The following is a 21,688-nucleotide window of genomic DNA, read 5'->3' as shown; positions in this document are numbered from 1 at the left end:
GGACAAACTGCTGTTTCTCAATCAAGCGATGCAACATCGTAACCAAGTCTATATCAGACGAATTTTAATAGTTGCTGGCACGAGTCTACTGCTATCGCCACTGCTGTTCTACGGTTGGCTTTGTTTTTTACGTCCACCCCGGACTGATCAACAGCAAGTATTATTCAATGGCATTATTTATCAACGCCGTGCAGTTTCCACGCCACGTCTGGTCATGATTCATATTGTCACGGTTGATTTGGCAGTACCAGGAGTAAAAGCCTTAGTAACTCCAGGGATGCCAATTGGCAGTGGTAGAAAAACCAACGCTCGAACTACCTCAGAATTTCTTCGGGAATTTAAGGTGCAATTGGCAGTCAATGCTAGTTACTTTCATCATTTTTATGAACGTACACCTTGGGATTATTATCCTCACAGCGGCGATCCTTCCTATCCTTTAGGAGAGGTAATCTCCAGTGGATCTCGTTATTCAAAACCAGAAGCGAATAAAGCTGTGGTGTGCTTTTCCAGAAGTAATATTGCTCAAATATTGGCGAGTGGCAAATGTCCCAAAGATACAGTTCAAGGGGTTGCAGGCCAGGAAATGTTGGTTAGTGATGGTAAACCTGCTATTTCTCAGATTTCTGAGAATAAACCATACCCACGTGTGGCAGTAGCTATCAATCGCCAGGGTAATAAACTGTGGTTAATTGTTGTCGATGGTAAGCAACCCTTTTACAGTGAAGGTCTTACTCTTGGTGAGTTGACCAAGACTGCTATCAATCTAGGCGCTTATGCTGCGCTCAATATGGATGGCGGCGGTTCTACCACATTGGTGATATCAGCGAATAATGGCACAAAGGTATTAAATGCTCCTATTCATACCAAACTACCTATGCGTGAGCGTCCGGTTGGCAACCACTTGGGTTTTTATGCTTTGCCAGAAGTTGTAAAAACATCTACATCCAAATAACCGCACCTGCACGGACGGACACCCCTACCAATAGAAAGATTAAAGCCTAGTAACATTTCGTTACACTGGAGACATCCAGAGAAAAACAAACCTCTGGAAGCTGAAATCAAAGGTGTACGACATGAATGGCACAATACGCGTGGGTAATCTGTTTGGGATTCCCTTTTACATCCATCCGTCGTGGTTTTTAGTTCTGGGCTTGGTAACTTGGACTTATAGCAGCGGGCTGATGGCGCAATTTCCGCAACTATCTGGGGCTTTAGCCTTGCTACTAGGATTGATGACAGCGCTGTTGTTATTTGCCTCTGTCGTCGCTCATGAATTAGGACACAGCTTCGTAGCTATCCGCCAAGGCATTGATGTCAAATCAATCACACTGTTCATATTCGGCGGTTTAGCAAGCTTAGAAAAAGAATCGAAAACTCCAGGAGAAGCTTTTTGGGTAGCGATCGCTGGGCCTTTAGTTAGCCTACTAATCTGCGGTGTGGTTACAGCAATTGGTGTTGCTACCGCCGCATCAGGGGCACTAGCAGCTATTCTTGGTGTTCTAGCTTCTGTTAACCTGGCGCTAGCACTGTTTAATCTTATTCCTGGCTTGCCTTTAGATGGCGGAAATATACTTAAAGCTCTTGTTTGGAAAATCACAGGCAATCCTTATAAAGGCGTGACTTTTGCCAGTCGAGTTGGACAGATATTTGGTTGGGTGGCGATCGCCACTGGTTTAATTCCCCTACTGTTATACGGTAGCTTTGCCAACATCTGGAACTTGTTAATCGGTTTCTTTCTGTTACAAAATGCAGGTAATGCGGCTCAATTTGCCAGAGTGCAGGAAAAACTTACAGGTTTGACAGCTGCGGATGCTGTAACTCCAGATAGCCCGATTGTTTCTGCTAATCTAACTTTAAGAGAGTTTGCCGATGAGCGGATTTTAAGTGGACAAAACTGGCATCGGTTCTTAGTGACTGACGATGAGGGACAATTGGTAGGTGCGATCGCTGCTAATGATTTGCGAAGCATCCCTACAACACAGTGGTCAGAAACTCAAGTCAAAGAAGTAATGCGACCAATTGCAGAATCTACCACAGTCAAATCAGACCAGCCGCTTTTAGAAGTAGTTCAGCTACTCGAACAACAAAAGCTATCTGCGCTTCCCGTAATTCGTGACAACGGCGTGCTAGTGGGAATTTTAGAAAAGGCTGCGATTATCCAACTACTACAACGCAGATCTGAATTCAACCCTGCATAGTCCAATCCAAAATACTCCTTCTCAAACCTCCCTCAGAATTTCTGAGGGAGTTTTTTATCAAACACCAGTACCCCTACACTAAATCAGAACTTACGCACTCAGATCCCCCAACCCCCTTCAAAAGGGGCAGCCCTGCGCCCTTGCGGGTTCCCCGACTCCCTCAGTGGCGTGGCTTTAGAAATTCCCCTCTTTTGAAGGGGGGGATCAGGGTTTCAGGCTTCAGTGCGTAAGTCCTATAAATATCCAAGCCAAGACTGTTGCAGATAGTTTACGTATTAATACTTTATGGATAGTATCAAATGGCTTGTAGTTTTTAACTACTTAAATCATTATTACAAAGCATCTTCCAGAGATGCTGTGCTATTACTCAGCGGTTAGACTAGTAACCACAGGGTAACAATCAAAGGAATACTATGATGAGTGACCGTGACTATACCTTAATTATTGATAAAAGCGGTAGTATGTCCACTCCTGATCAAGCGGGTGGAAAAAGCAGATGGGAAATAGCCCAAGAATCTACTCTGGCTTTAGCCAGAAAGTGCGAACAGTTTGATCCTGATGGTCTCACTGTTTATGTATTTTCAGGGAGATTTAAACGCTATGAGGATGTAACCTCAGCAAAAGTTGGGCAGGTATTTCTAGAAAATGACCCGGCTGGCACAACTAATTTAGCGGGTGTACTACAGGATGCCATCAATAATTACTTTAAGCGTAAAGCTGCTGGCAAAACCAAACCCAATGGCGAGACAATTTTAGTAATCACTGATGGCGAACCAGACGATCGCAAAGCTGTATTTGAAGTAATAATTACTGCTACTCGCCAGATGGATCGTGATGAAGAATTAGCAATTTCTATAGTTCAGGTAGGTTCAGATCCTCAAGCTACTAAGTTTCTCAAAGCTTTGGATGACCAGTTGCAAAGTGTTGGGGCTAAATTTGATATCTGCGACACTGTGACTTTAGATGATTTAGAAGATATGAGTCTCGCAGATGTATTAATGAATGCGATAACTGACTGATATTGCTTGATTCTATAAGTTTTGTTAAATAAGTGATAAATAATTTTTTGGAGTTTTAGTCATGCTAGAAAATCGTGATTACACGTTAATTATTGACCAAAGTGCTAGCATGGCTACTACAGATCAAAGGAATGGTAGAAGTAGATGGTCAGCACTACAAGAATCGACATTAGCCTTAGCAATTAGATGTGAAGAGTTTGATTTAGATGGAATTACTATTTATCTTTTCTCTAAAGGATTTAAACGCTACGACTATGTTAAATCAAACCAAATAAAGCAGATTTTTGCAGACAATTTACCTGGAGATACGACAAACTTAGCGGGTGTACTTCAAGATGCCATCAATAACTACTTTAAACGCAAAGCTGATGGCAAAACCAAGCCAGAGGGAGAAGTAATTTTAGTTGTTACTGATGGTACACCAGGCGATCGCCAAGCTGTGTTTGAGGTAATTATTAATGCTACTCATCGGCTAGAAAAGGCTCAAGAATTAAGAATTTCTCTAATTCAAGTCGGTGCTGATACCAAAGCAACTAAGTTTCTTCATGCTTTGGATGACGAGTTGCAGAGTGTTGGAGCTAAATTTGATATTTGCGATACCATCACTTTAGATGAATTAGAAGATATGAGCCTCACGGATGTATTAGTAAAGGCGGTAACTGATTGATAATTTGATAGTTTAAAAGTTTTTACTAAATGATTGGAGAAATTAGAAATGCTAGAAAATCGTGATTACACCTTAATTATTGACAAAAGCGGCAGCATGGCTACCCCAGATCAAAAAGGTGGTAGAAGCAGATGGGTAGCAGCACAAGAGTCTACATTAGCCCTAGCAAGTAAGTGTGAACAATTTGACCCTGATGGCATCACTATTTATGTATTTTCTGGTAGATTCAAACGCTATGAAAATGTGACATCGGCTAAGGTGGCACAAATTTTCCGAGAAAACGACCCCTCTGGAACTACTGACTTAGCAGCAGTGTTAAAACATGCAACTGATGATTACTTTCAACGCAAGGGTGCGGGTAAAACTAAGCCCAATGGTGAAACAATTTTAGTTGTTACCGATGGTGAACCGGACGATCGCAAAGCTGTAATGCGGGTAATTATTGAAGCTTCTCGCCACATGGATCGTGATGAAGAACTGGCTATTTCTTTCATTCAAGTTGGTACAGATCCCCAAGCTACTCGCTTTCTTAAAGTTTTGGATGACGAACTTCAAGGAGCTGGTGCTAAGTTTGATATTTGTGACACAATTACAATGGAAGATATGGAAGATTTAAGCCTATCGGAAGTGCTACTTAATGCCATTAATGACTAATGCAACCCGACGGCAACAAATCTACTATTCAAAAATACCTCAAGAACCCAGCAGAATATAATAAGGTTTTTGTAGATATCTCAAAGGCTAGTTTCCAAAGGATATTTTGATTTCCGCACAGTGGTACTAGCCATCGTCTTTACAGGACTGAAACAATGGATACCATTGATAATCTGTTAGCTGAACTCAAAACTGAATACCAGGAAGTAAAACCCTCTGAGCCACAGCCACAACCAAACTTAACTCAACCATTTATCCAAGCGCCACCAAAGGCAATTTCTTTAATAGATAGCCTTTTGGAGGAAGTTAAGGCTGATTTTGCAGAACAAGATACTGCTGAGGAGTTAAGAAGACAGCAAGAATTAGAAAAAGAACGAATTCATCAAGAACAACTCCGCGCCAAACAATTAGAAGCTTTAAAAAGTCAAGCAAAAGAATGGCTAGCCAAATTAGATCCATTTTCAGTTGAAGGGCTATGGTTTGAAAGATTTGCTGAAAGCTATCCCTCAAAGTTAGAGGCGGCTATTGAGTATTTGCAAAACAACTATTAACAATTCACAATTCAAAATTAAAGGCATTTTCAGTCGGGTATTTAAAGCCCTAAATTTACTATAAATTGAATAATATAAAATTTGCGTTTAATTCTGCTAGGAATTCATAGTTGTGAATTAATAATTGTGAGTATTAAAAATATTGCTGTCTAACGATTACTGATTTTCAACTTGACGACGGTTTATTTGAGAAAAATTTTGTACAGCCCATTCGTGCATTGCATTGAGTATTGGTTGCAAGCTTTCTCCTAAAGGTGTCAATGAATATTCTACTTTTGGGGGAATCTGTGGATAAACTTCTCGGTGAATAATGCCATCTTCTTCCATTTCTCTGAGTTGCTGAGTTAGCATTTTTTGGGTAATTCCTGGTAAGGCGCGTTGTAATTCACCAAAACGTTTTACGCCTGCCATTAATTCTCTAATAATCAAAACCTTCCAGCGTCCGCCAATTACATCTAGTGTAGTTTCTACCGCACAAGTAAGCCTGGGATAGTTTTGCGCTTCAGTTTCCATAGTGAGTTGTTGGCAAGTATATTATTTTAAATTGCATATTATTCATAGTAATTGTACATATAGGACTCATATTTGATTTTTGAACAAAATTCAGTACACCTTTATTCCTTCTTCCCAGTCCCCAGTCCCCAATCCCCAGTCCCTTACCTCTACGAGTGATTCAGAAATCAAATCGGATTGCTATAGAATTTCTCTGTTTTCTGATAGGAAGGCGATAGAAGGCTATTAATTGCTGGTGTGAGTATTTTTGTAATATCAATTCGGCGAAGATATTGTACACATTTAAATCTGCAATGCCTTAAACCATCTAGTAACAACAGTGTTAATGGTTTGTTTAATTTGATGCTTGCGATTCCATCTCTGGAAAGCCATTTCATACTCTTCACCTTTAGTTTGAAAGGTATTCCAGATATCCAGTCCTACTGTGAGGCCACAGAATAGCAAAATATACAGCGACCAACCAAGACCGCCACCCCCAATCAAATCCACAAGGATGAAAAAAGCATTAACTACGGCATAATTACCTAAACGCTTTTTTAATCTTCCTCGACGGTAATTATTAAAAACTTGCCGCCGTTGTACTTCGCTTTGTTGCGATCGCCAGTCGCACTCTGCTAATTGTAAAGAATCAGCAGGGATGTTTAACTCAGCGGCGATCTCTAATAGCTGGTCGTAAGAAAACTCTCGTTCTGTATCACCAGCATGACGCGCGATCGCCAAATTCAGAATCTGCTGTACATCTTCTTGGCTATAAGAACGGATACTTTTTGCTTCAAATTCCGCCATAATTTTAGCTCGTAGTATTAGTTTTAATAGAGAGTTGCTGCGCCAGCACCATTAGCAATATTTTCATTATCCCTACACTAACAAATCTGGCTAGTGCCGTAGGTAGTGATTTCTAGAATGATTAACAGCTTTGAGGTGGGCGAAAAGTATAAATATCTTGAATAACTTGTACCCAACCGTCAGCCAGAGATTCGAGAATGCGATCGCCTTTTTCTTTAGTTGCTGTGGTTGCATCGCCAATGACTCCACTTTTACTAATATCTCGCGTTACCCAAGCCACCGGTAGCTTACCTTCCCAACTGATTAAACTGCTTTTTTCCTGTTCTGGTGGATACTCAGCAATAGCCTTCTCCAGCTTCACCTGCTCCGGTAAAATTGCCAACATCAGACTAGTTTCGGCATCTCCAGCGTGCATTCCTAACTGTGCTTCTTTGGGAGTTAGCAAATCTTTAGTAATATTAGGTACACGCCAAGTAAACAACGGAAATACTAAAAAGTCATCATATTTAACGTGTAAATCTCGCGCTGCCATTTGCATGACTTGCGGTTGTCCCCCGTGGGAGTTCATCAACACTAATTTTCTAAACCCAGCACGGTAAATGCTGTCTCCCACTTCCATAATTGTTGCCGTGAGTGTTTCCGTACTCAGGGTAATCGTCCCTGGAAAATGCCAGTGTTCGTTAGATTTACCATAATAAAGATTGGGCAAAGCATAAGCAGGAATATTAGAGTCTAACTTTTCTAACGCTTTTCCTAGTACTCCAACACCAATAGCAGCATCAACAATCAGTGGTAGATGGGGGCCATGTTGTTCAATTGCCCCCACTGGTTGGATAATTACCACATTTTCCTTATCTGGCATTGCCTCAATATCAGTCCAACTGAGGTAGGGAAAAAAGCGTTTTGGGGGAATAAAGCTGTGCATTTTATCTACTATTGCGCTATTTTGATTTTACCTGGCTTAGGGGCTGGGTATTAAGTATCGGAGATAACAGGCAGAGGGGCAGAGGGCTGGGTGAGCTGGGGGAGTGAATTGTATCAAAGCTTCATTTATCCACCTCAGAACTGCGTTCATCCACCTCAAAGCTGCGTTCATCCACCTCAGAACTGCGTTCATCCACCTCAAAGCTGCGTTCATCCACCTCAGAACTGCGTTCATCCACCTCAAAGCTGCGTTCATCCACCTCAGAACTGCGTTCATCCACCTCAAAGCTGCGTTCATCCACCTCAGAACTGCGTTCATCCACCTCAAAGCTGCGTTCATCCACCTCAGAACTGCGTTCATCCACCTCAAAGCTGCGTTCATCCACCTCAGAACTGCGTTCATCCACCTCAAAGCTGCGTTCATCCACCTCAGAACTGCGTTCATCCACCTCAGAACTGCATTCACCCGTTTCGGAACTTTAAACTTCCCAATTCCCAATCCCTAGTCCCCACTCCCAGCCCTTGTTAAGACTCTCAAAACATCTGTATATGACCCAGATGTAGCAGAGCATAATAACCAAAGAGCAAACATTTAGAAGGAAAAAATCTCATGGTTGAAGATAACGGATCAATTCGCACCCTATCAGTTGATATTGGCGGTAGCGGTGTCAAGGCTATGGTATTAGATATCACAGGAAACCCTATAACAGAAAGGGCACGTTTAGATACACCCCAACCAGCTAAACCAGAGGTTGTAATCAATGCGATTGTCGTCTTAGCAGCTGCTCAAGGTGACTTTCATCGTGTTTCAGTGGGTTTTCCTGGTGTAGTGCGGTACGGAGTCACAGAAACAGCAGTAAACCTAGATCAAGAGTGGATTGGTTTTGATTTACAAACCGCTTTATCAAAGCAATTAAACAAGCCTGTACGGGTAATTAATGATGCAGATATGCAAGGGTTGGGGGCAATAGCAGGTAAAGGTGTGGAATTAGTAATTACCTTGGGTACAGGATTTGGTTCGGCTTTATTTGTCGATGGTAAATTAGTGCCGAATATGGAAATGGGGCATCATCAGTTTCGTAAAGGCGATACTTACGAAGAACAGCTAGGGCGCGCAACGTTAGAAAAAATTGGTGAGAAAAGATGGAACCAGCGTTTAAAAAAGGCGATCGCATCTTTGCAGCATCTGTTCAATTATGATTGCCTTTATATCGGCGGTGGTGAAGCTGTCAGAGTAAATATCGAGTTGCCTTTAAATGTAAAACTCATCCCTAATATCACTGGCTTATTGGGTGGTATTGCTTTGTGGCGAAATTAGGTGCGATTGGGCATTGGGCACTCTTTCCAGACAGATTTGTTACTGGCGTAAGTCTGGCGAGGGATGCAGTAAGCAGAAATCAAACTTATTCATTGAAGATGAGGAAATGATTAAGAATGATTAACCATGCAATTAAAACCAATTAATCAACAGGTGGTAGCCATCGTTGGGGCTTCCAGTGGTATCGGGCGTGACGCAGCGCTGAGGTTTGCTCAACGTGGTGCAAAGGTTGTAGTTTCTGCCCGCAGCGAATCCGGGTTAAAGTCTTTGGTAGATGAGATTCAAGGCTTTGGTGGTGAGGCAATTTATGTAATTGCAGATGTAAGTGACTTTCAGCAAGTAAAGGCGATCGCAGATAGAACTGTAGCAGAATACGGCAGAATCGATACTTGGGTTCATACTGCCGCTACAGGTGTAATTGCTCCTTTTGAGAAAATTACACCAGAGGAGTTTGCCAGAGTTGTTGATGTGACTTTGATGGGACAGGTATATGGTGCAATGGCAGCATTACCTTATCTCAAACAAGAAGGACGAGGAGCGTTAATTCATATTTCCTCAATGGAAGGTAGGCGCAGTCTGCCTCTACAAAGTCCCTATTCTACTGCCAAGCATGGTTTAGAAGGGTTCCTAGATGCCTTACGCGTTGAATTGCAACACGAAAAATGGCCTATCAGCGTTACCTCAATACTGCCTTCGACGATTAACACTCCCTACTACAATAAAGTTCGCACCAAACTAGGGGTGAAGCCTACAGGAGTACCCCCCTATTACCAACCTAGCCTTGTTAGCGATGCCATTCTCTACGCTGCGGAACACCCCATGCGTGATTTTGTGGTTGGGGATGCGGGCAAAGTATTAGATTTACTGCAACGCATTTCGCCATCTTTAGCGGATTCAATATTACTGGCGATCGCCTTTAAAGCACAGCGCACTAATGAGCCAAAATCAGAAGATGCGCCAAACAATGTTTTTGAACCGATTGAAGGTTATGACACAGTTGAGGGAGACTTTAGAAACTTATCGATACCCAGTTTCTTAGATGGGTTGGATATGAATCCGCCACTCAAATGGGGTGCGTTAGCATTTGCGGCATTAGGTGTTGCCGCACTTGCAGGTATATGGGGTACAAAGAATAACATTTAAGGGACTTCCAAGTAAAAAAATATTCCATCGCTTTGATGGCATAGGAGCAGGGGGAGGGAAAGCCGTTTTGAAGGAGTAAAATTTGATAATTTATTTTTTGGAGTTCCCTAATATCATTACCGACTGCATCTAATTCATCTCACAATAACCCTCACCAATAACTTTAATGGGTGAGGATTTTTTTGAGTGATATAGCAAAGTGCTGAGTTTTGAGTAATAATTTCTCCCCTTGTCTCCCCTGCCCCCTGCCCCCTGCCCCCTGCCTCTTCCCTAACCTATTTACGGCAAAATAATTTCAATGAACAACAGCAACTAAATGCTATGGAAGAAAATCAAAACTACCACATGACTTCAGAAGAATTTCGTCACTGGGGATATAAAACCATTGATTGGATAGCTGATTATTTAAATAATGTTGAAGAACTACCTGTTCTTTCTCAAGTTGAGCCTGGTGATATTAGAGCAAAGCTACCAGAAACTGCTCCTCAACAAGGAGAATCTTTTGCGGCAATTTTAAAAGATATTGATGAAATCATCGTACCGGGATTAACAAATTGGCAGTCTCCTAACTTCTTTGCTTTCTTTCCTACTGGTATATCTGCACCTTCAATTTTGGGAGAATTAATTAGTGCTGGTATGGGTGTGCAGGGAATGTTGTGGGCAACTTCTCCTGCTTGTACTGAGTTAGAAACTCATGTTCTAGATTGGCTAGTAGATATGCTAGAACTGCCCTTGCACTTCAAATCTTCAAACACAGGGGGAGGAGTAATTCAAGATTCAGCTAGTAGTGCTTCTCTTGTGGCTTTGGTAGCCGCTAGAGAACAAGCAAAAGCAGATGTTAGTAAATTGGTTGCTTACACTTCCACGCAAGCACACTCTTCAATTGAAAAGGGAGTAAAGATTGCCGGACTCAGCCGTGAAAACTTGCGTTTAATAGAGGTGGGTGCAGATTACGCCATGCAACCAGAAGCACTACAGCAGTGTATTGAAAGTGATATTCAGGCAGGGTTAACGCCTTTTTACATTGCTGCTACTGTCGGGACAACTTCATCTAATGCGATCGATCCTTTAGCTAAGTTAGGAGCGATCGCCCAAAAATATCATATCTGGCTGCATGTTGATGGAGCAATGAGCGGCACAGCTGCTTTATGTCCTGAGTATCGCTGGATTCATCAGGGTTTGGAGTTAGCCGATAGCTATTGCTTCAACCCCCATAAATGGATGATGACTAACTTTGACTGCACTTGCTTTTACGTGCGAGATAAAGCCAAACTGATTCAATCTCTTTCGATCATGCCGGAATTTCTCAAAAATCAAGCCAGTGAATCGGGGAAGGTAATCGACTATCGAGACTGGCAAATTCCTCTAGGGCGGAGATTCCGCAGCCTCAAGCTTTGGTTTGTGATTCGTCATTATGGCATTGAAGGCTTACAGCACTATGTGCGTAAGCATATAGCTTTAGCCCAAGAGTTTGCTGAGTGGGTAAAATCAGATCCACGCTTTGAGTTGGCTGCAAATCCGCCACTAAATTTAGTATGTTTTCGGCATCAAGGTGGCGATGAAATTAACCAGATAATTCTCAACAGTCTCAACTCTTCTGGAAAAATCTACCTTACCGCAACTAAGCTTGATCAAAAACTGACTTTACGAATGTCGATTGGCCAAGCCACAACTGAAAAGTTAAATGTGCAGCAAGCTTGGGAATTAATAAGTCAAATAGCTGATGCTAATGAGGGTATTTAGTCCTAAGTTCCAAGGGATAATGCTTGATGATTATTTGTGGCTTTTGCCAATAAATCACGAACTTCATCATCTGTAGTTTGAGGAAATTGCTCATACCAGAGTCCAACGCTGTAAAATGGGCTGGGCGATGTAATACAAACAACCTCGTCTACCTCGCCTGCAAAGTCTTCGCAAGTTTGGGACGCAGCAACTGGTACTGCAACTACAATCCTGGCGGGTTGGTGTTTCCGCACTGCTTGAATAGCAGCCCACATGGTTGCACCCGTTGCTAAACCATCATCTACCAAAATGATTGTCTTTCCTTGCAATTCAGGGAAAGGGCGATTTCCCCGATAAAGCTGTTCTCGTCGCTCTAATTCTTTTTGTTCTTTCGTTGCTACTGTTTCAATTGTGGCATCCGATATATTTAACTGGCGCACAATATCTTCATTAAGTATTTGTACACCACCAGAGGCGATCGCTCCCATTGCCAGCTCTTCTTGATTGGGTACACCGAGTTTGCGTACCACCAAAACATCTAAGGGCACATTTAAAGCTTTGGCAATTTCAAAGGCGACGGGTACACCACCTCTTGGCAAGGCTAGTAGTAGCACATTTGGACTATTAGCATAAGCTGCTAAATCTTGAGCTAAAAATTGACCTGCCAACCTTCGGTCTTTGAATAACATGACTCAATTATGGTTACTAATATTATTAATCGGTTATTGCCGGTGTTGTTTCTTGTGTCTTGATTCTAGAAAGCTAAAAATTCTCTGTCTTCTGACTAATGGAGCGACATCTTCAAACTCAGTATCTATCTAAAGGGGGATTTTATTTTTTATAGATATTTCTTTTAGAAAAATATTTTATAGTTGATACTTCCTATTTTAAATTGCTGTTGATAAAAATTTTAATGCATCAAGAGGATCGTTAGAATTGGTCAAATCCTGATTGCAACAATCCATCATGATTAAACACTAGTTTTAATTACCTATAGGAATGTTAAATCAATTGTGAGAAATTTTAAGTATAGCAATCCGATTTGATTTCTGAACCACTCGTAGAGGTAAGGGACTGGGGATTGGGGACTGGGGACTGGGAAGAAGGAATAAAGGTGTACTGAATTTTGTTCAAAAATCAAATATGAGCCCTATAGTTTAGGGTGGGCAATGCTCACTTTTGTATATTTCTAAATATCTTTCTCCAACTAACTCAGTAGCTTGGTGTTAACATTAATAACGCCCTTGTTAGTAAAAAATTAAAATTAATCAATATGGACTTACTTTCAGAACCATTAAGTATCGAGTATTTAAATATTGAAATTCAAGGGCTACCTAAATCATTACAAAATTCCAAAATAGTACAACTTTCGGATCTACATTTTGATGGACTACTGTTATCTGAAGATTTGCTAGCACAAGCAATTACAACTAGCAATCAATTTCAGCCAGATTTAGTTGTACTTACAGGTGACTTTGTTACCCATAGTCCCAAACCAATTTATCAACTAGCAAATCGGCTGAAAAGTTTACAAAGTCGTGCTGGGATTTATGCAGTCTTGGGAAATCACGACCTTTATTTTCCTAACTCTAAAGCAGAAATCACTAGTGCTTTAACTGCTGTAGGAATTCAAGTTCTTTGGAATCAAGTCGTTTATCCTTTAGGGCCTGGTTTAGGATTAGTAGGGCTTCCTGATTATTGGTCACCAGAGTTCAATCCTGTACCTGTGATGCATCAATTAGATGTAAACACTCCCCGGATAGTCTTATCTCACAACCCAGATAGTGCAGAAGCACTACAAAAATGGCGCGTAGATTTACAACTTTCAGGACATACCCACGGAGGACAAATAGTAATTCCCGGAGTTGGTTCTGTACCTAGTTGGATTCATGCGTCCCGTCATGAAATTCCCGAATTCCTCTGGACTTGGATACCTTTTTTAAAAGGGAAATGGCCAAGAGTGGTGAAGAATTGGCAATGGAGTCAAGGTTTACATTGGGTAGGCAAGAATAAGCTTTATGTTAATCGCGGTTTGGGAACATTTCCCCCAGGACGCTGGCATTGTCCTCCAGAAGTCACAGCGATCGCTTTAATTTAACGTGAGTTCGACAGTTAAAATTCTTATTCTGCAGGTGCGATCGCATTGCAGGTCGATGCAATTCAATTGCAGGGCGATGTATTAACATGGATACGAATAAATAAGAGTTTGAGAGAGTTTTTGTGTAAGTCCTATTTAATTTTGAATTTTGAATTTTGAATTATTCCTACACTTTATCTTTTGCTGGTGGTACAATCCCAAACTTATTTAAACCCGCATCAATTTCCTTGAGCAGTTTAAAATCCTCTGCTGGCAAGGGGTAACTGCTACTACTAAATAAACCTGCACTCACAGCAGGCTGCTTTTCTAAAAAAGAAAATGCTTGGCGAAACTGATAAGGTTCAGCTTTAATCGGTGCATCAAAATGGCAAGGAATAATCCACTCAAAGTTCCAATTCGCCACTTTATTAGCCCAGTTGATAGTTTCCTCTGGTGCGCGGTTGAGAATGAGAGTTTGTAAAATTGGTGCTACGAATAAACGACCATCCCCCCGTAGTGCATCAAATGATCGCTGCCAATCTTGTTGCCATTTGAAAGGGAACAACCCGAAATACGCTTTTTTAGAGCGTTCTGGCGCTTTGATGGCATCGCGCAATACTTGACCTAATCCAAAAACGTCCAGCGCGCCTGGTTGAAAGTACAAAGCAAATAGCGAGATGCGTTGCCATCCCTTACAGCGATTTGCCTGAGTGTCTGGGACGATTTCATAAGCACGATCTTTGGCATGGAACAGCAAAGGGTATGGATCTAATTGAACGATCGCAGGTGGCTCTTGTGGTACAGAAATTACTGAGTCTGTTACTAATAGTGTGTGCGATCGCTTGTGGAAAAATGCCACTTCCGCAAACTTACCCGGCCCTAGGTCGATGGGGCCTAGCACTGCATAGTCAAACTCTTCGGCAAAGGGTGTTTCTTTACTGTCTTCTGGGAGTGTGTGAGTACGTTTGGCGGGTAAACCAAGCCAACTTAGTGGTAGATTAAGCGGAAAACTCCACTGATTGGGAGCCACAAATACCTGTGCATTGGGAAAGCGTCTAGCAAACGGGCCAACGAATACCTTATGTTCTAGCCCAGAGATAGTTGGCAGGATAATGTATTTGACATCGCCATGTTCTGCTACTAACTCGTTGAGCAACCGGATACACTCGGTTGTTGGTGCAACGGGAGCATAGACGAACAGACCCCCGGTATCTAGCTTCACAACAGTCATGCGAATGGGCACAACAACATAGAAGATGCCTTGCAACTGATCAAAAGTCCAGACTTTATCCTTAACTACTTCTTTGCGGATTGTCCGTCGTCTGCTGTATGGGTAGAGAGGCAAAGTAAACCAGAAGAACCATGAAAAGTCCTTCGGATGACTTTGTTCGATGTTTCCTGCACGTTGATCATGAGCCACTCTGCGACCCTCCCCAAATTCCCAATGCTTCATTTGTTCTCCAGATGTTGGAGTTTAGCAAATTGTTGAGTGAATAAGGTACTTTTGCTCAAAATTTTACTTTCTCACCACTAATAGAAAGCTAGAAGTCACTATGCATCTAGGTATTTGTGTGAGCTTGATTGGTTTATTTTCTTAAGATATGGGTATTGATACCCAAGCAGTATCTTGAGAAAGATGATTCGGCTTAGTTTTTAACAGTAATATAGCTATCTAAGTTTTATTTATTTAGCGTAGTCATTTTTGCGATTATTTACCATCTTACTTAAAAATTTAGCTAATTTTTTCTTGATAACAGCTTAAAAAGTGATTGATAGGAGCCGCGGATTTGGTCAATTCCTTGATTTCAGTCTGATTCACCGTACTAATGATTTATGGAGGATTTTAATGATTCGCTTACTGGTTAACATTCTAGTCGCTGTCATCAATACAATTTACCGCGATCGCTCTTATCCTCGCTTTTATGTATTGGAAACCGTAGCACGAGTACCTTACTTCTCTTATCTTTCAGTTTTGCACCTTTATGAAACTCTGGGAATTTGGCGCAAAGCCGATTGGCTCAAAGTTCACTTCGCACAAACTTGGAATGAGTTGCATCATCTATTGATTATGGAATCTTTGGGAGGTGCGGCCTTTTGGGGCGATCGCTTTTTAGCAAAAACAGCTGCACTGATTTACTACTGGGTTATTGTGGCACTGTATATAATTTCTCCTCGTTCTGCTTATCATTTCATGGAATTGGTAGAAAATCACGCTTACAGTAGTTATGAAAAATTTCTCACGGCGCAAGAGGCCGAGTTGAAAGCACAACCTGCACCGGAGGTAGCAATACGTTACTACCGTGATGGTGATCTCTATCTGTTTGATGAATTTCAAACGGCTCATCAGCCAGCAGAACGCCGTCCTAAAATTGAAAATCTCTATGATGTCTTTGTGGCAATTCGAGATGATGAGATGGAGCATGTCAAGACGATGGGAGCTTGTCAACAAGCAAATGCTCAAATATCATTCAAGAGTCCTCATAGCCTCGAAGCTAAAAAAGCAGTTGTAGAAAAATCTGAGGTTAATAGTGGTGAGGTATCAACTGCTCAATAGTGCCCATTGCATCGCATGACGTTGATATATTTTTGGTATGGAACTAATAACAATAACCTACCCAGCAGGTAACTAGGTAGGTTATTATTTTTTTACTAAAAAAAGAGGAATTGCGCGCAGCATCTCCGACAGGAGAAGGCGATCGCCAACATCAATTTTACTTTTTTAGCCACTGAATTAAAGTTGCTCTATGTTGCTCTATTATGTAGTCATGGCAGCTTGAACTTCATCTTCTAGTTGTGCTTTAGTCTTTCTAAATTCTCTGCCTAGTTCAATTAGTTTCTGCTCACTCATATACTCAGAAATAGATTTAAATATTTCGTTTTCTTCTTCTTCTACATGATGTTTAACAGCCTTTTTCAGTTCAGTAATTTTTTTCTTGAACTCAGAGTCATTTGGTTTTAGTGACTTAATTTCTTCTAAGATAATTTTAGCTTCTTCGTGTTCTTGTTCAGCTTCTTCAATATATTTTGCAGTTCTTGGGTATTCCCGCATTGCAGGGTAGAAGACTAACTCTTCAGTTCGAGTATGTAATGTCAATGCTCTATATATTTCATTAAAGCACTCATATAATTGATTGAAATTAGCCTTTTCTGCCTCTGCAAACAGCTTTTCAACTTGGCGATGTTCCTTTTCTAACAAAGTAATTATATTTGGTGTTTGAATTTTAGTCATTTTTCTGCTCCTTCGTAGAACTCAATTTCTAAGACTAGTTTGATGTCAACTACTACCTAATCAAACTAATTAGAATTCTATGCGACTCACTCTAGAATTAGTAGAAAATTACCACTTTAATTAAGGCAGTAATTTTATGAATATTACTAATCTTTGCATGGATTAATAGATAAGAATGCTACAATTAATCAAGATTCACAAATACTAGTAAATTCATTTTATCTTAAATTTAATCTTAGCAAAATTAAATGCAAGTTGTTGCAATTGTTCAACTTAAATTTTCACGAAATTAAATTTACCAATCTTCTCTCTACAGGTAGAGACTTACTGATTACGACAAAATGTTTTTTAGACTAAAAACTAATATTGATGAGATAAATTATATCAACGGTTATTTATATTATTGTCTCTTTATGTTAACAATACTTTTGAAATACTCTAGCTTAATTCTCTAAGTAGAGGATAGACATAACTAGAAATACATATACTATGTATTACCAAGCAATAATTTTGTAAGCCCCTAGTCTTAGACCTACTAGGAGCTTTTTCTTAATTTTTATCTATCTCATTGACGGTATATATCAAAAGAGGTAGTAGCAATTTTATGGCTCTATGGGTATATCTATAATTAATTCTAATGGCAGATTGGGTAATAGCTATTGCTTTGTTAATCTCTATTCATAACTGAAAACCCTACCAATTAGGAAAAATGAACATTATTGCTTGGCTTGTTTTAGGTCTAATTGCTGGCGCGATCGCCAAAGCTATCTATCCCGGTCATCAAGGTGGTGGAATTTTAGGAACCATCATATTAGGAATCATCGGTGCTTTTGTTGGCGGTAGTTTAGGTGTATTCTTTAGTACGGGAACCTTTGCCTTAACTGCTCCTACTCTCAGTATTACTGGAATCATAGTTGCAGTTCTTGGCGCACTGGTTGCTGTTTTCTTGTGGAACTTGTTAACCCATCGCAGTGCAGCGTAATAAGTTAGCTGTTTAATCGAGTAATAATAAACCTCAGGGAACCTATTTAACTATTTTTATCCCTGATTTAAATTAAAAGAGTAGCGCTTACCTATAGTTAGGCGAGCGCTATTATTATTGTTGATAAAAAACCTCATTCAACCTCTCTACTTGGCTTCTCATCAACCTTTGCACGCTTACTAAAGCTCGATTTAACTCATAATTTCGGCAATTTGGATTCTGCAAATATGCCTGTTGTTCTTCCTCAATCATTTTCACATCTTGACGCACTAAACCATCAAGAAATTTTTGTGCTGCGCCAAATAAACTATCTTTCACAAATCGGCGAAACCACACAGGTAATTTGTGTAACCGCCAAAATGCATTTAATGATGTGAAATGAATCAAATAAGCTTTAGTTTGCGTTTCACTTACTGGACAAAGTAAACAATAAATCTTAAAATCTTGTCCCAAGGTTGAAGCCCAATGTGGATAAATATAACTTACATCCAAAGGTTCAGGATGCAAGCGCCGCAAAGCTGGGAAAAATAATTGGGAGATAGACCAAATTTTATCTATTTTATAATAACTTTGTGCTGTATAATGAGCATCTACACGATTAGCATCTTCGTCAATATCTTGCAAAGCTGCTTCCGCCCAAGCTTGTAGATCCTGATGTAAATGTCCGTGATACATATCCATCAGGTTTTCAATTAAATAAGAATAATGAGCTTGACAATTAATTACTGAAACTGTGGCAATATAATTTAGATGTTCCCATTCTGGTAAGCCAAGGGGTTCTATAGTTGGTGATTCGTTTCCCGGAAACAGCCAGATAAAACCGTCTTGTTCCTTTACGGGGTAAGTGCGAATTTTACAACTTGGTAGTTTTTGATTTTCTGCTAAGTAGGGAACCGCCGCACATTTCCCCGATGAATCGAAGCGCCAACCATGATAAGTACATTCCAATTCATGACCAGTAACTTGCCCATGACTGAGTTTAACTTGGCGGTGGGGGCAACGGTCTTCTAGGGCGTGGATTTTTCCTGTACTATCTCTGTAAAGAGCGATCGCTTCCTGCCAAAGTATCACACCCACAGGCTGATTTTTAACTTCACTACTACGAGCAACCACATACCAATGGTTCGGGTTAATACCCAATTGACGGACATCACGACTTTGCACAGATTGAGAGAGAGAGGTTATAGGCTCGCGCATTTTTAATTAAACGTTTGGTGTTTAGGTGCAATTAAAGAGATTTTATAGATACTATTTTGTTGAAATTTAAGTAATATTTTTACTATTGTTCACCTAAAAAACAATTTTACATCGCTGAAGATTAGACTATCACTTTAGGAAGCTTAAACTAACCTTGCCTACAAGCTATAAAGTATGTGTAGATAAAACAGTAACCATATTCAGGCAAAAATCTGTATGACAAACTACCAAGAAACTTTATCTAGCACTGATTTTGTTAATGAGTTAATCGTGGAGACGACAAGCATTAATCATGTGGAAATCATCGAAAATGTCATCGATAGTCTAGAACAAGATGATAGTGCAATGGTTAGCCGCACTCCAGAGGGTGGCTATCTCTGGAAGTTTAAGTACGGCAGCGTGGAAGTATTTGTTCAGCTCAATGGTACAAATGATGAAGATACGATCACAGTTTGGTCTTCGGTGCTAAAGTTACCCGCCAAAGATGAACCCAAATTGATGCGGCATTTATTAGAGATGAACTGTTCTAGCACCTTTGAAGCTCGTTTCGGTATTATTGAAAATCAGGTGGTTGTGATCTCGACACGCACCTTAGCAGAGATATCTCCAGGGGAAGTTTCCCGGTTAATTACCATTGTGGCAACGATCGCTGATAACAACGACGAAGCTTTACAATCGGAATTTGGTGCAGCTTGAGTAATTTTGAATTAAGGTGTGCTGTATTGAATGCATAGCAAGCAGGTTTGGCGACTGATTCCTTTGCTAGAAGCTGCTGGTAATTTACAAATGGCAATTGACCGCTGGTTGCTAGAACAGCACCAGTTGGGAAAACAGCCTCCAACTCTGCGGTTTTACACTTGGTCGCCACCCGCTATTTCCCTCGGTTATCATCAACGCCAATATCCTGAATATTGGCAAAATATAATTTGGCAAGGTCAAAAACTGGATGTGGTGCGGCGTCCTAGTGGTGGACGCGCAGTATTACACCAAGGTGATTTAACTTATGCTGTCGTCACATCTGGACTGAATGGTAATCGCTTCCAGGTGTACGAAAAAATTTGTGAGTTTTTAATTGAAGGATGGCGATCGCTTGGCGTTAAATTGAGCTATGGTACAACTGGGCGAGGCTATATCCATAATCCTAACTGTTTTGGCACTTCCACAGGCGCAGATTTAGTTTTGTCAAATGGAGCCAAATTCATTGGTAGCGCCCAAATGCGGCGAAGTGGGACAATTTTGCAGCATGGTTCCATCCGCTTGCAGCCCGATACAGAACTGTTCGCTAGGGTATTCGGTGCAGAAAGTTTTCCCAACCTCCAACTAGCCCAAAACCTAAGTGTAGAAGAAATTATTACTGCTTTGGTTATTGCTGCTAGTAATTGTTTTGCTATGCAGATAGAAATGCAACCCTTATCACAGTCTGAATGGGATGAAATTTTAGCCCAGCCTATTCTTGAGTGTTGAGAACTGGTGCTTCTTTCAAATAACCTGCGGCGACACAATCATCAATCAATTGCAAAACAAACGGCCAAAGTTCCGGCGCACCAGTCTCTACAGGTGCTACCCGCTTCATCACTTGATCGCGTCTAATACCATGAATCCGCCAAGTTCCGCCTTGAGTTTGCTGGTTGTGCAGTAGAGGTTGTATCCGATCTAAAGCTGCGGCGAATTTAGCAGTGGGTGTTTCTCCTACTTCAAACTCATCCCAAAGTGAACGCAATTCTCTACCCTGATCCTCTGGCAAAATTCCAAATAGTCGTGATGCTGCTTGTAATTCCTTTTCTGCCTTACTGCAATTTGCCTGGACATCGTAGCAAAAGGTATCACCTGCATCAATTTCTACTAAATCGTGAATCAGTAGCATTTTGATCGCACGGAATATATCAACTCCTTCCGGGGCATATTCTGATAGTGCGATCGCCATTATCGCCAAATGCCACGAATGTTCAGCACTATTTTCTCGCCGCGATCCATCCATCAGCAAGGTTTGGCGCAGTATATGCTTGAGGCGATCAATTTCAATGATGAATTGGATTTGTTGAGTCAGCTGGTTGCTTTGCACGGGTATTTTTTAATTACTACCTTACTCAGCTTAACGGTTTGACAATTTTCTTTTCTACCTGCCACCACTCTTTAGCTGCGGATTAATGATAATGATGCTAATAAACAGTGGCGAATCATTTACCGGATTGACCCAGATGCAATTGTTATATTAGATGTCTTTAACAAGACCACTCAGAAAACGCCCAAACGAGTGATTCAAAACTGTCAAAAACGTTTGAGCTTATATGACAAAATCTCTAAGGAGAGCTAATTTTTACAAGAACGAACAACTGAATTATGGATATAACTAAACGTCAACGTCTGGAAGCAGCAGGTTGGCGTGTGGGAGATGCAGCAGACTTTTTAGAACTTTCACCTGAGGAGGTAGCTTTCATTGAAATGAAGCTATCTTTGAGCAGATATTTAAAGCAATTGCGCGTCAAAAACAACCTCACTCAAACAGATTTGGCTAAGAAAATCAACTCCAGTCAGTCGCGGGTGGCAAAAATGGAAACGGGTGATGCGTCAGTTTCTCTAGATTTGATAGTTCGGACTATTTTAGCTGTAGGTGGAACTCGTGAGGATGTGGCGATCGCCATTGCTTCTTCCCAAAGCTAACTGTATAACAACCGCCAACACACGCTGATACATACTGTTAATTATCG

25 protein-coding genes are annotated in these 21,688 nt (G+C 40.8%); 16 read left to right on the top strand and 9 right to left on the bottom strand.

Going from position 1 to position 21,688, the window contains the following annotated elements:
- Positions 1-28: 28 nt before the first annotated feature.
- The 6 genes from AC5JL8_RS21105 to AC5JL8_RS21080 all read left to right on the top strand — a co-directional run bounded on the left by AC5JL8_RS21105 (position 29) and on the right by AC5JL8_RS21080 (position 5,089).
- Positions 29-952 carry a phosphodiester glycosidase family protein gene (locus AC5JL8_RS21105; protein WP_495881625.1) on the top strand — a complete coding sequence of 308 codons (924 nt, stop codon included), beginning with the start codon at positions 29-31 and terminating at the stop codon, positions 950-952.
- A gap of 121 nt (positions 953-1,073) precedes the next feature.
- Positions 1,074-2,198, top strand: a complete 1,125-nt coding sequence (locus tag AC5JL8_RS21100) for a site-2 protease family protein (protein WP_495881624.1) — start codon at positions 1,074-1,076, stop codon at positions 2,196-2,198.
- Positions 2,199-2,611: 413 nt separating this feature from the next.
- A complete protein-coding gene (locus AC5JL8_RS21095; RefSeq protein WP_495881623.1) occupies positions 2,612-3,217 on the top strand; it encodes a vWA domain-containing protein in 606 nt (201 codons plus the stop codon).
- A 61-nt stretch (positions 3,218-3,278) separates the two neighbouring features.
- A complete protein-coding gene (locus AC5JL8_RS21090; protein WP_495881622.1) occupies positions 3,279-3,884 on the top strand; it encodes a vWA domain-containing protein in 606 nt (201 codons plus the stop codon).
- Between the two features lie 48 nt (positions 3,885-3,932).
- Positions 3,933-4,538 (top strand): vWA domain-containing protein, encoded by a 606-nt coding sequence (locus AC5JL8_RS21085; protein WP_495881621.1) that lies wholly within the window; start codon positions 3,933-3,935, stop codon positions 4,536-4,538.
- A gap of 155 nt (positions 4,539-4,693) precedes the next feature.
- Positions 4,694-5,089 carry a salt stress protein, Slr1339 family gene (locus AC5JL8_RS21080; protein WP_495881620.1) on the top strand — a complete coding sequence of 132 codons (396 nt, stop codon included), beginning with the start codon at positions 4,694-4,696 and terminating at the stop codon, positions 5,087-5,089.
- 156 nt (positions 5,090-5,245) lie between these two features.
- Here AC5JL8_RS21080 and AC5JL8_RS21075 read toward each other — a convergent pair whose 3' ends face one another.
- The 4 genes from AC5JL8_RS21075 to AC5JL8_RS21060 form a co-directional block, all read right to left on the bottom strand.
- Positions 5,246-5,602 carry a winged helix-turn-helix transcriptional regulator gene (locus AC5JL8_RS21075; RefSeq protein WP_495881619.1) on the bottom strand — a complete coding sequence of 119 codons (357 nt, stop codon included), beginning with the start codon at positions 5,600-5,602 and terminating at the stop codon, positions 5,246-5,248.
- 282 nt (positions 5,603-5,884) lie between these two features.
- Positions 5,885-6,388 (bottom strand): 2TM domain-containing protein, encoded by a 504-nt coding sequence (locus tag AC5JL8_RS21070; protein ID WP_495881618.1) that lies wholly within the window; start codon positions 6,386-6,388, stop codon positions 5,885-5,887.
- A gap of 121 nt (positions 6,389-6,509) precedes the next feature.
- Positions 6,510-7,313: a creatininase family protein gene (locus tag AC5JL8_RS21065; RefSeq protein WP_495881617.1), complete on the bottom strand. Its 804-nt coding sequence runs from the start codon at positions 7,311-7,313 to the stop codon at positions 6,510-6,512.
- 121 nt (positions 7,314-7,434) lie between these two features.
- Positions 7,435-7,761 carry a hypothetical protein gene (locus tag AC5JL8_RS21060; RefSeq protein WP_495881616.1) on the bottom strand — a complete coding sequence of 109 codons (327 nt, stop codon included), beginning with the start codon at positions 7,759-7,761 and terminating at the stop codon, positions 7,435-7,437.
- Between the two features lie 161 nt (positions 7,762-7,922).
- On the opposite strand from AC5JL8_RS21060, the gene AC5JL8_RS21055 reads away from it, so the two are divergent.
- The 3 genes from AC5JL8_RS21055 (at position 7,923) to AC5JL8_RS21045 (ending at position 11,516) form a co-directional block, all read left to right on the top strand.
- Positions 7,923-8,630 (top strand): ROK family protein, encoded by a 708-nt coding sequence (locus AC5JL8_RS21055; RefSeq protein WP_495881615.1) that lies wholly within the window; start codon positions 7,923-7,925, stop codon positions 8,628-8,630.
- Between the two features lie 126 nt (positions 8,631-8,756).
- Positions 8,757-9,773 carry an SDR family oxidoreductase gene (locus AC5JL8_RS21050; RefSeq protein WP_495881614.1) on the top strand — a complete coding sequence of 339 codons (1,017 nt, stop codon included), beginning with the start codon at positions 8,757-8,759 and terminating at the stop codon, positions 9,771-9,773.
- Between the two features lie 321 nt (positions 9,774-10,094).
- Positions 10,095-11,516, top strand: coding sequence for a pyridoxal-dependent decarboxylase (locus AC5JL8_RS21045; RefSeq protein ID WP_495881613.1), 1,422 nt, complete (start codon positions 10,095-10,097; stop codon positions 11,514-11,516).
- A gap of 2 nt (positions 11,517-11,518) precedes the next feature.
- On the opposite strand, the gene AC5JL8_RS21040 is transcribed toward AC5JL8_RS21045, so the two are convergent.
- Complete coding sequence (locus AC5JL8_RS21040; protein WP_495881612.1) at positions 11,519-12,184, bottom strand: phosphoribosyltransferase; 666 nt, start codon at positions 12,182-12,184, stop codon at positions 11,519-11,521.
- Between the two features lie 584 nt (positions 12,185-12,768).
- Between AC5JL8_RS21040 and AC5JL8_RS21035 the strand changes: the two genes are divergently transcribed.
- The gene (locus AC5JL8_RS21035; RefSeq protein ID WP_495881611.1) at positions 12,769-13,593 is read left to right on the top strand and encodes a metallophosphoesterase; all 825 of its coding nucleotides are present in this window, start codon (positions 12,769-12,771) and stop codon (positions 13,591-13,593) included.
- A 166-nt stretch (positions 13,594-13,759) separates the two neighbouring features.
- Here the strand turns inward: AC5JL8_RS21035 and AC5JL8_RS21030 are convergent, their stop codons facing one another.
- On the bottom strand, positions 13,760-15,025 hold the full coding sequence (locus tag AC5JL8_RS21030; protein ID WP_495881610.1) for a DUF4336 domain-containing protein: 1,266 nt from the start codon (positions 15,023-15,025) through the stop codon (positions 13,760-13,762).
- A 393-nt stretch (positions 15,026-15,418) separates the two neighbouring features.
- Here AC5JL8_RS21030 and AC5JL8_RS21025 point away from each other — a divergent pair, with 393 nt between their 5' ends.
- On the top strand, positions 15,419-16,126 hold the full coding sequence (locus AC5JL8_RS21025) for an alternative oxidase (RefSeq protein WP_495881609.1): 708 nt from the start codon (positions 15,419-15,421) through the stop codon (positions 16,124-16,126).
- A 201-nt stretch (positions 16,127-16,327) separates the two neighbouring features.
- On the opposite strand, the gene AC5JL8_RS21020 is transcribed toward AC5JL8_RS21025, so the two are convergent.
- Positions 16,328-16,801, bottom strand: coding sequence for a hemerythrin domain-containing protein (locus AC5JL8_RS21020; protein ID WP_495881608.1), 474 nt, complete (start codon positions 16,799-16,801; stop codon positions 16,328-16,330).
- Positions 16,802-17,510: 709 nt separating this feature from the next.
- On the opposite strand from AC5JL8_RS21020, the gene AC5JL8_RS21015 reads away from it, so the two are divergent.
- Positions 17,511-17,783, top strand: coding sequence for a GlsB/YeaQ/YmgE family stress response membrane protein (locus AC5JL8_RS21015; protein WP_495881607.1), 273 nt, complete (start codon positions 17,511-17,513; stop codon positions 17,781-17,783).
- A gap of 114 nt (positions 17,784-17,897) precedes the next feature.
- Here the strand turns inward: AC5JL8_RS21015 and AC5JL8_RS21010 are convergent, their stop codons facing one another.
- Complete coding sequence (locus AC5JL8_RS21010; RefSeq protein ID WP_495881606.1) at positions 17,898-18,980, bottom strand: aromatic ring-hydroxylating dioxygenase subunit alpha; 1,083 nt, start codon at positions 18,978-18,980, stop codon at positions 17,898-17,900.
- 216 nt (positions 18,981-19,196) lie between these two features.
- On the opposite strand from AC5JL8_RS21010, the gene AC5JL8_RS21005 reads away from it, so the two are divergent.
- Both AC5JL8_RS21005 and AC5JL8_RS21000 read left to right on the top strand, forming a co-directional pair.
- Positions 19,197-19,676: a YbjN domain-containing protein gene (locus AC5JL8_RS21005; protein WP_495881605.1), complete on the top strand. Its 480-nt coding sequence runs from the start codon at positions 19,197-19,199 to the stop codon at positions 19,674-19,676.
- A gap of 30 nt (positions 19,677-19,706) precedes the next feature.
- Positions 19,707-20,444 carry a lipoate--protein ligase family protein gene (locus tag AC5JL8_RS21000; RefSeq protein ID WP_495881604.1) on the top strand — a complete coding sequence of 246 codons (738 nt, stop codon included), beginning with the start codon at positions 19,707-19,709 and terminating at the stop codon, positions 20,442-20,444.
- Here AC5JL8_RS21000 and AC5JL8_RS20995 read toward each other — a convergent pair.
- Positions 20,428-21,042, bottom strand: a complete 615-nt coding sequence (locus tag AC5JL8_RS20995) for an HD domain-containing protein (RefSeq protein WP_495881603.1) — start codon at positions 21,040-21,042, stop codon at positions 20,428-20,430. The genes AC5JL8_RS21000 and AC5JL8_RS20995 overlap by 17 nt on opposite strands.
- 75 nt (positions 21,043-21,117) lie before the next feature.
- On the opposite strand from AC5JL8_RS20995, the gene AC5JL8_RS20990 reads away from it, so the two are divergent.
- Both AC5JL8_RS20990 and AC5JL8_RS20985 read left to right on the top strand, forming a co-directional pair.
- Entirely contained in the window at positions 21,118-21,294 is a 177-nt protein-coding gene (locus tag AC5JL8_RS20990) for a type II toxin-antitoxin system RelE/ParE family toxin (RefSeq protein WP_495881692.1), read from the top strand.
- A gap of 26 nt (positions 21,295-21,320) precedes the next feature.
- Entirely contained in the window at positions 21,321-21,641 is a 321-nt protein-coding gene (locus tag AC5JL8_RS20985; protein WP_495881602.1) for a helix-turn-helix transcriptional regulator, read from the top strand.
- The last annotated feature ends 47 nt before the right edge of the window (positions 21,642-21,688 follow it).

It is taken from the genome of Mojavia sp., assembly GCF_059505145.1.
This window is presented reverse-complemented; position numbering and strand designations above follow the sequence as displayed.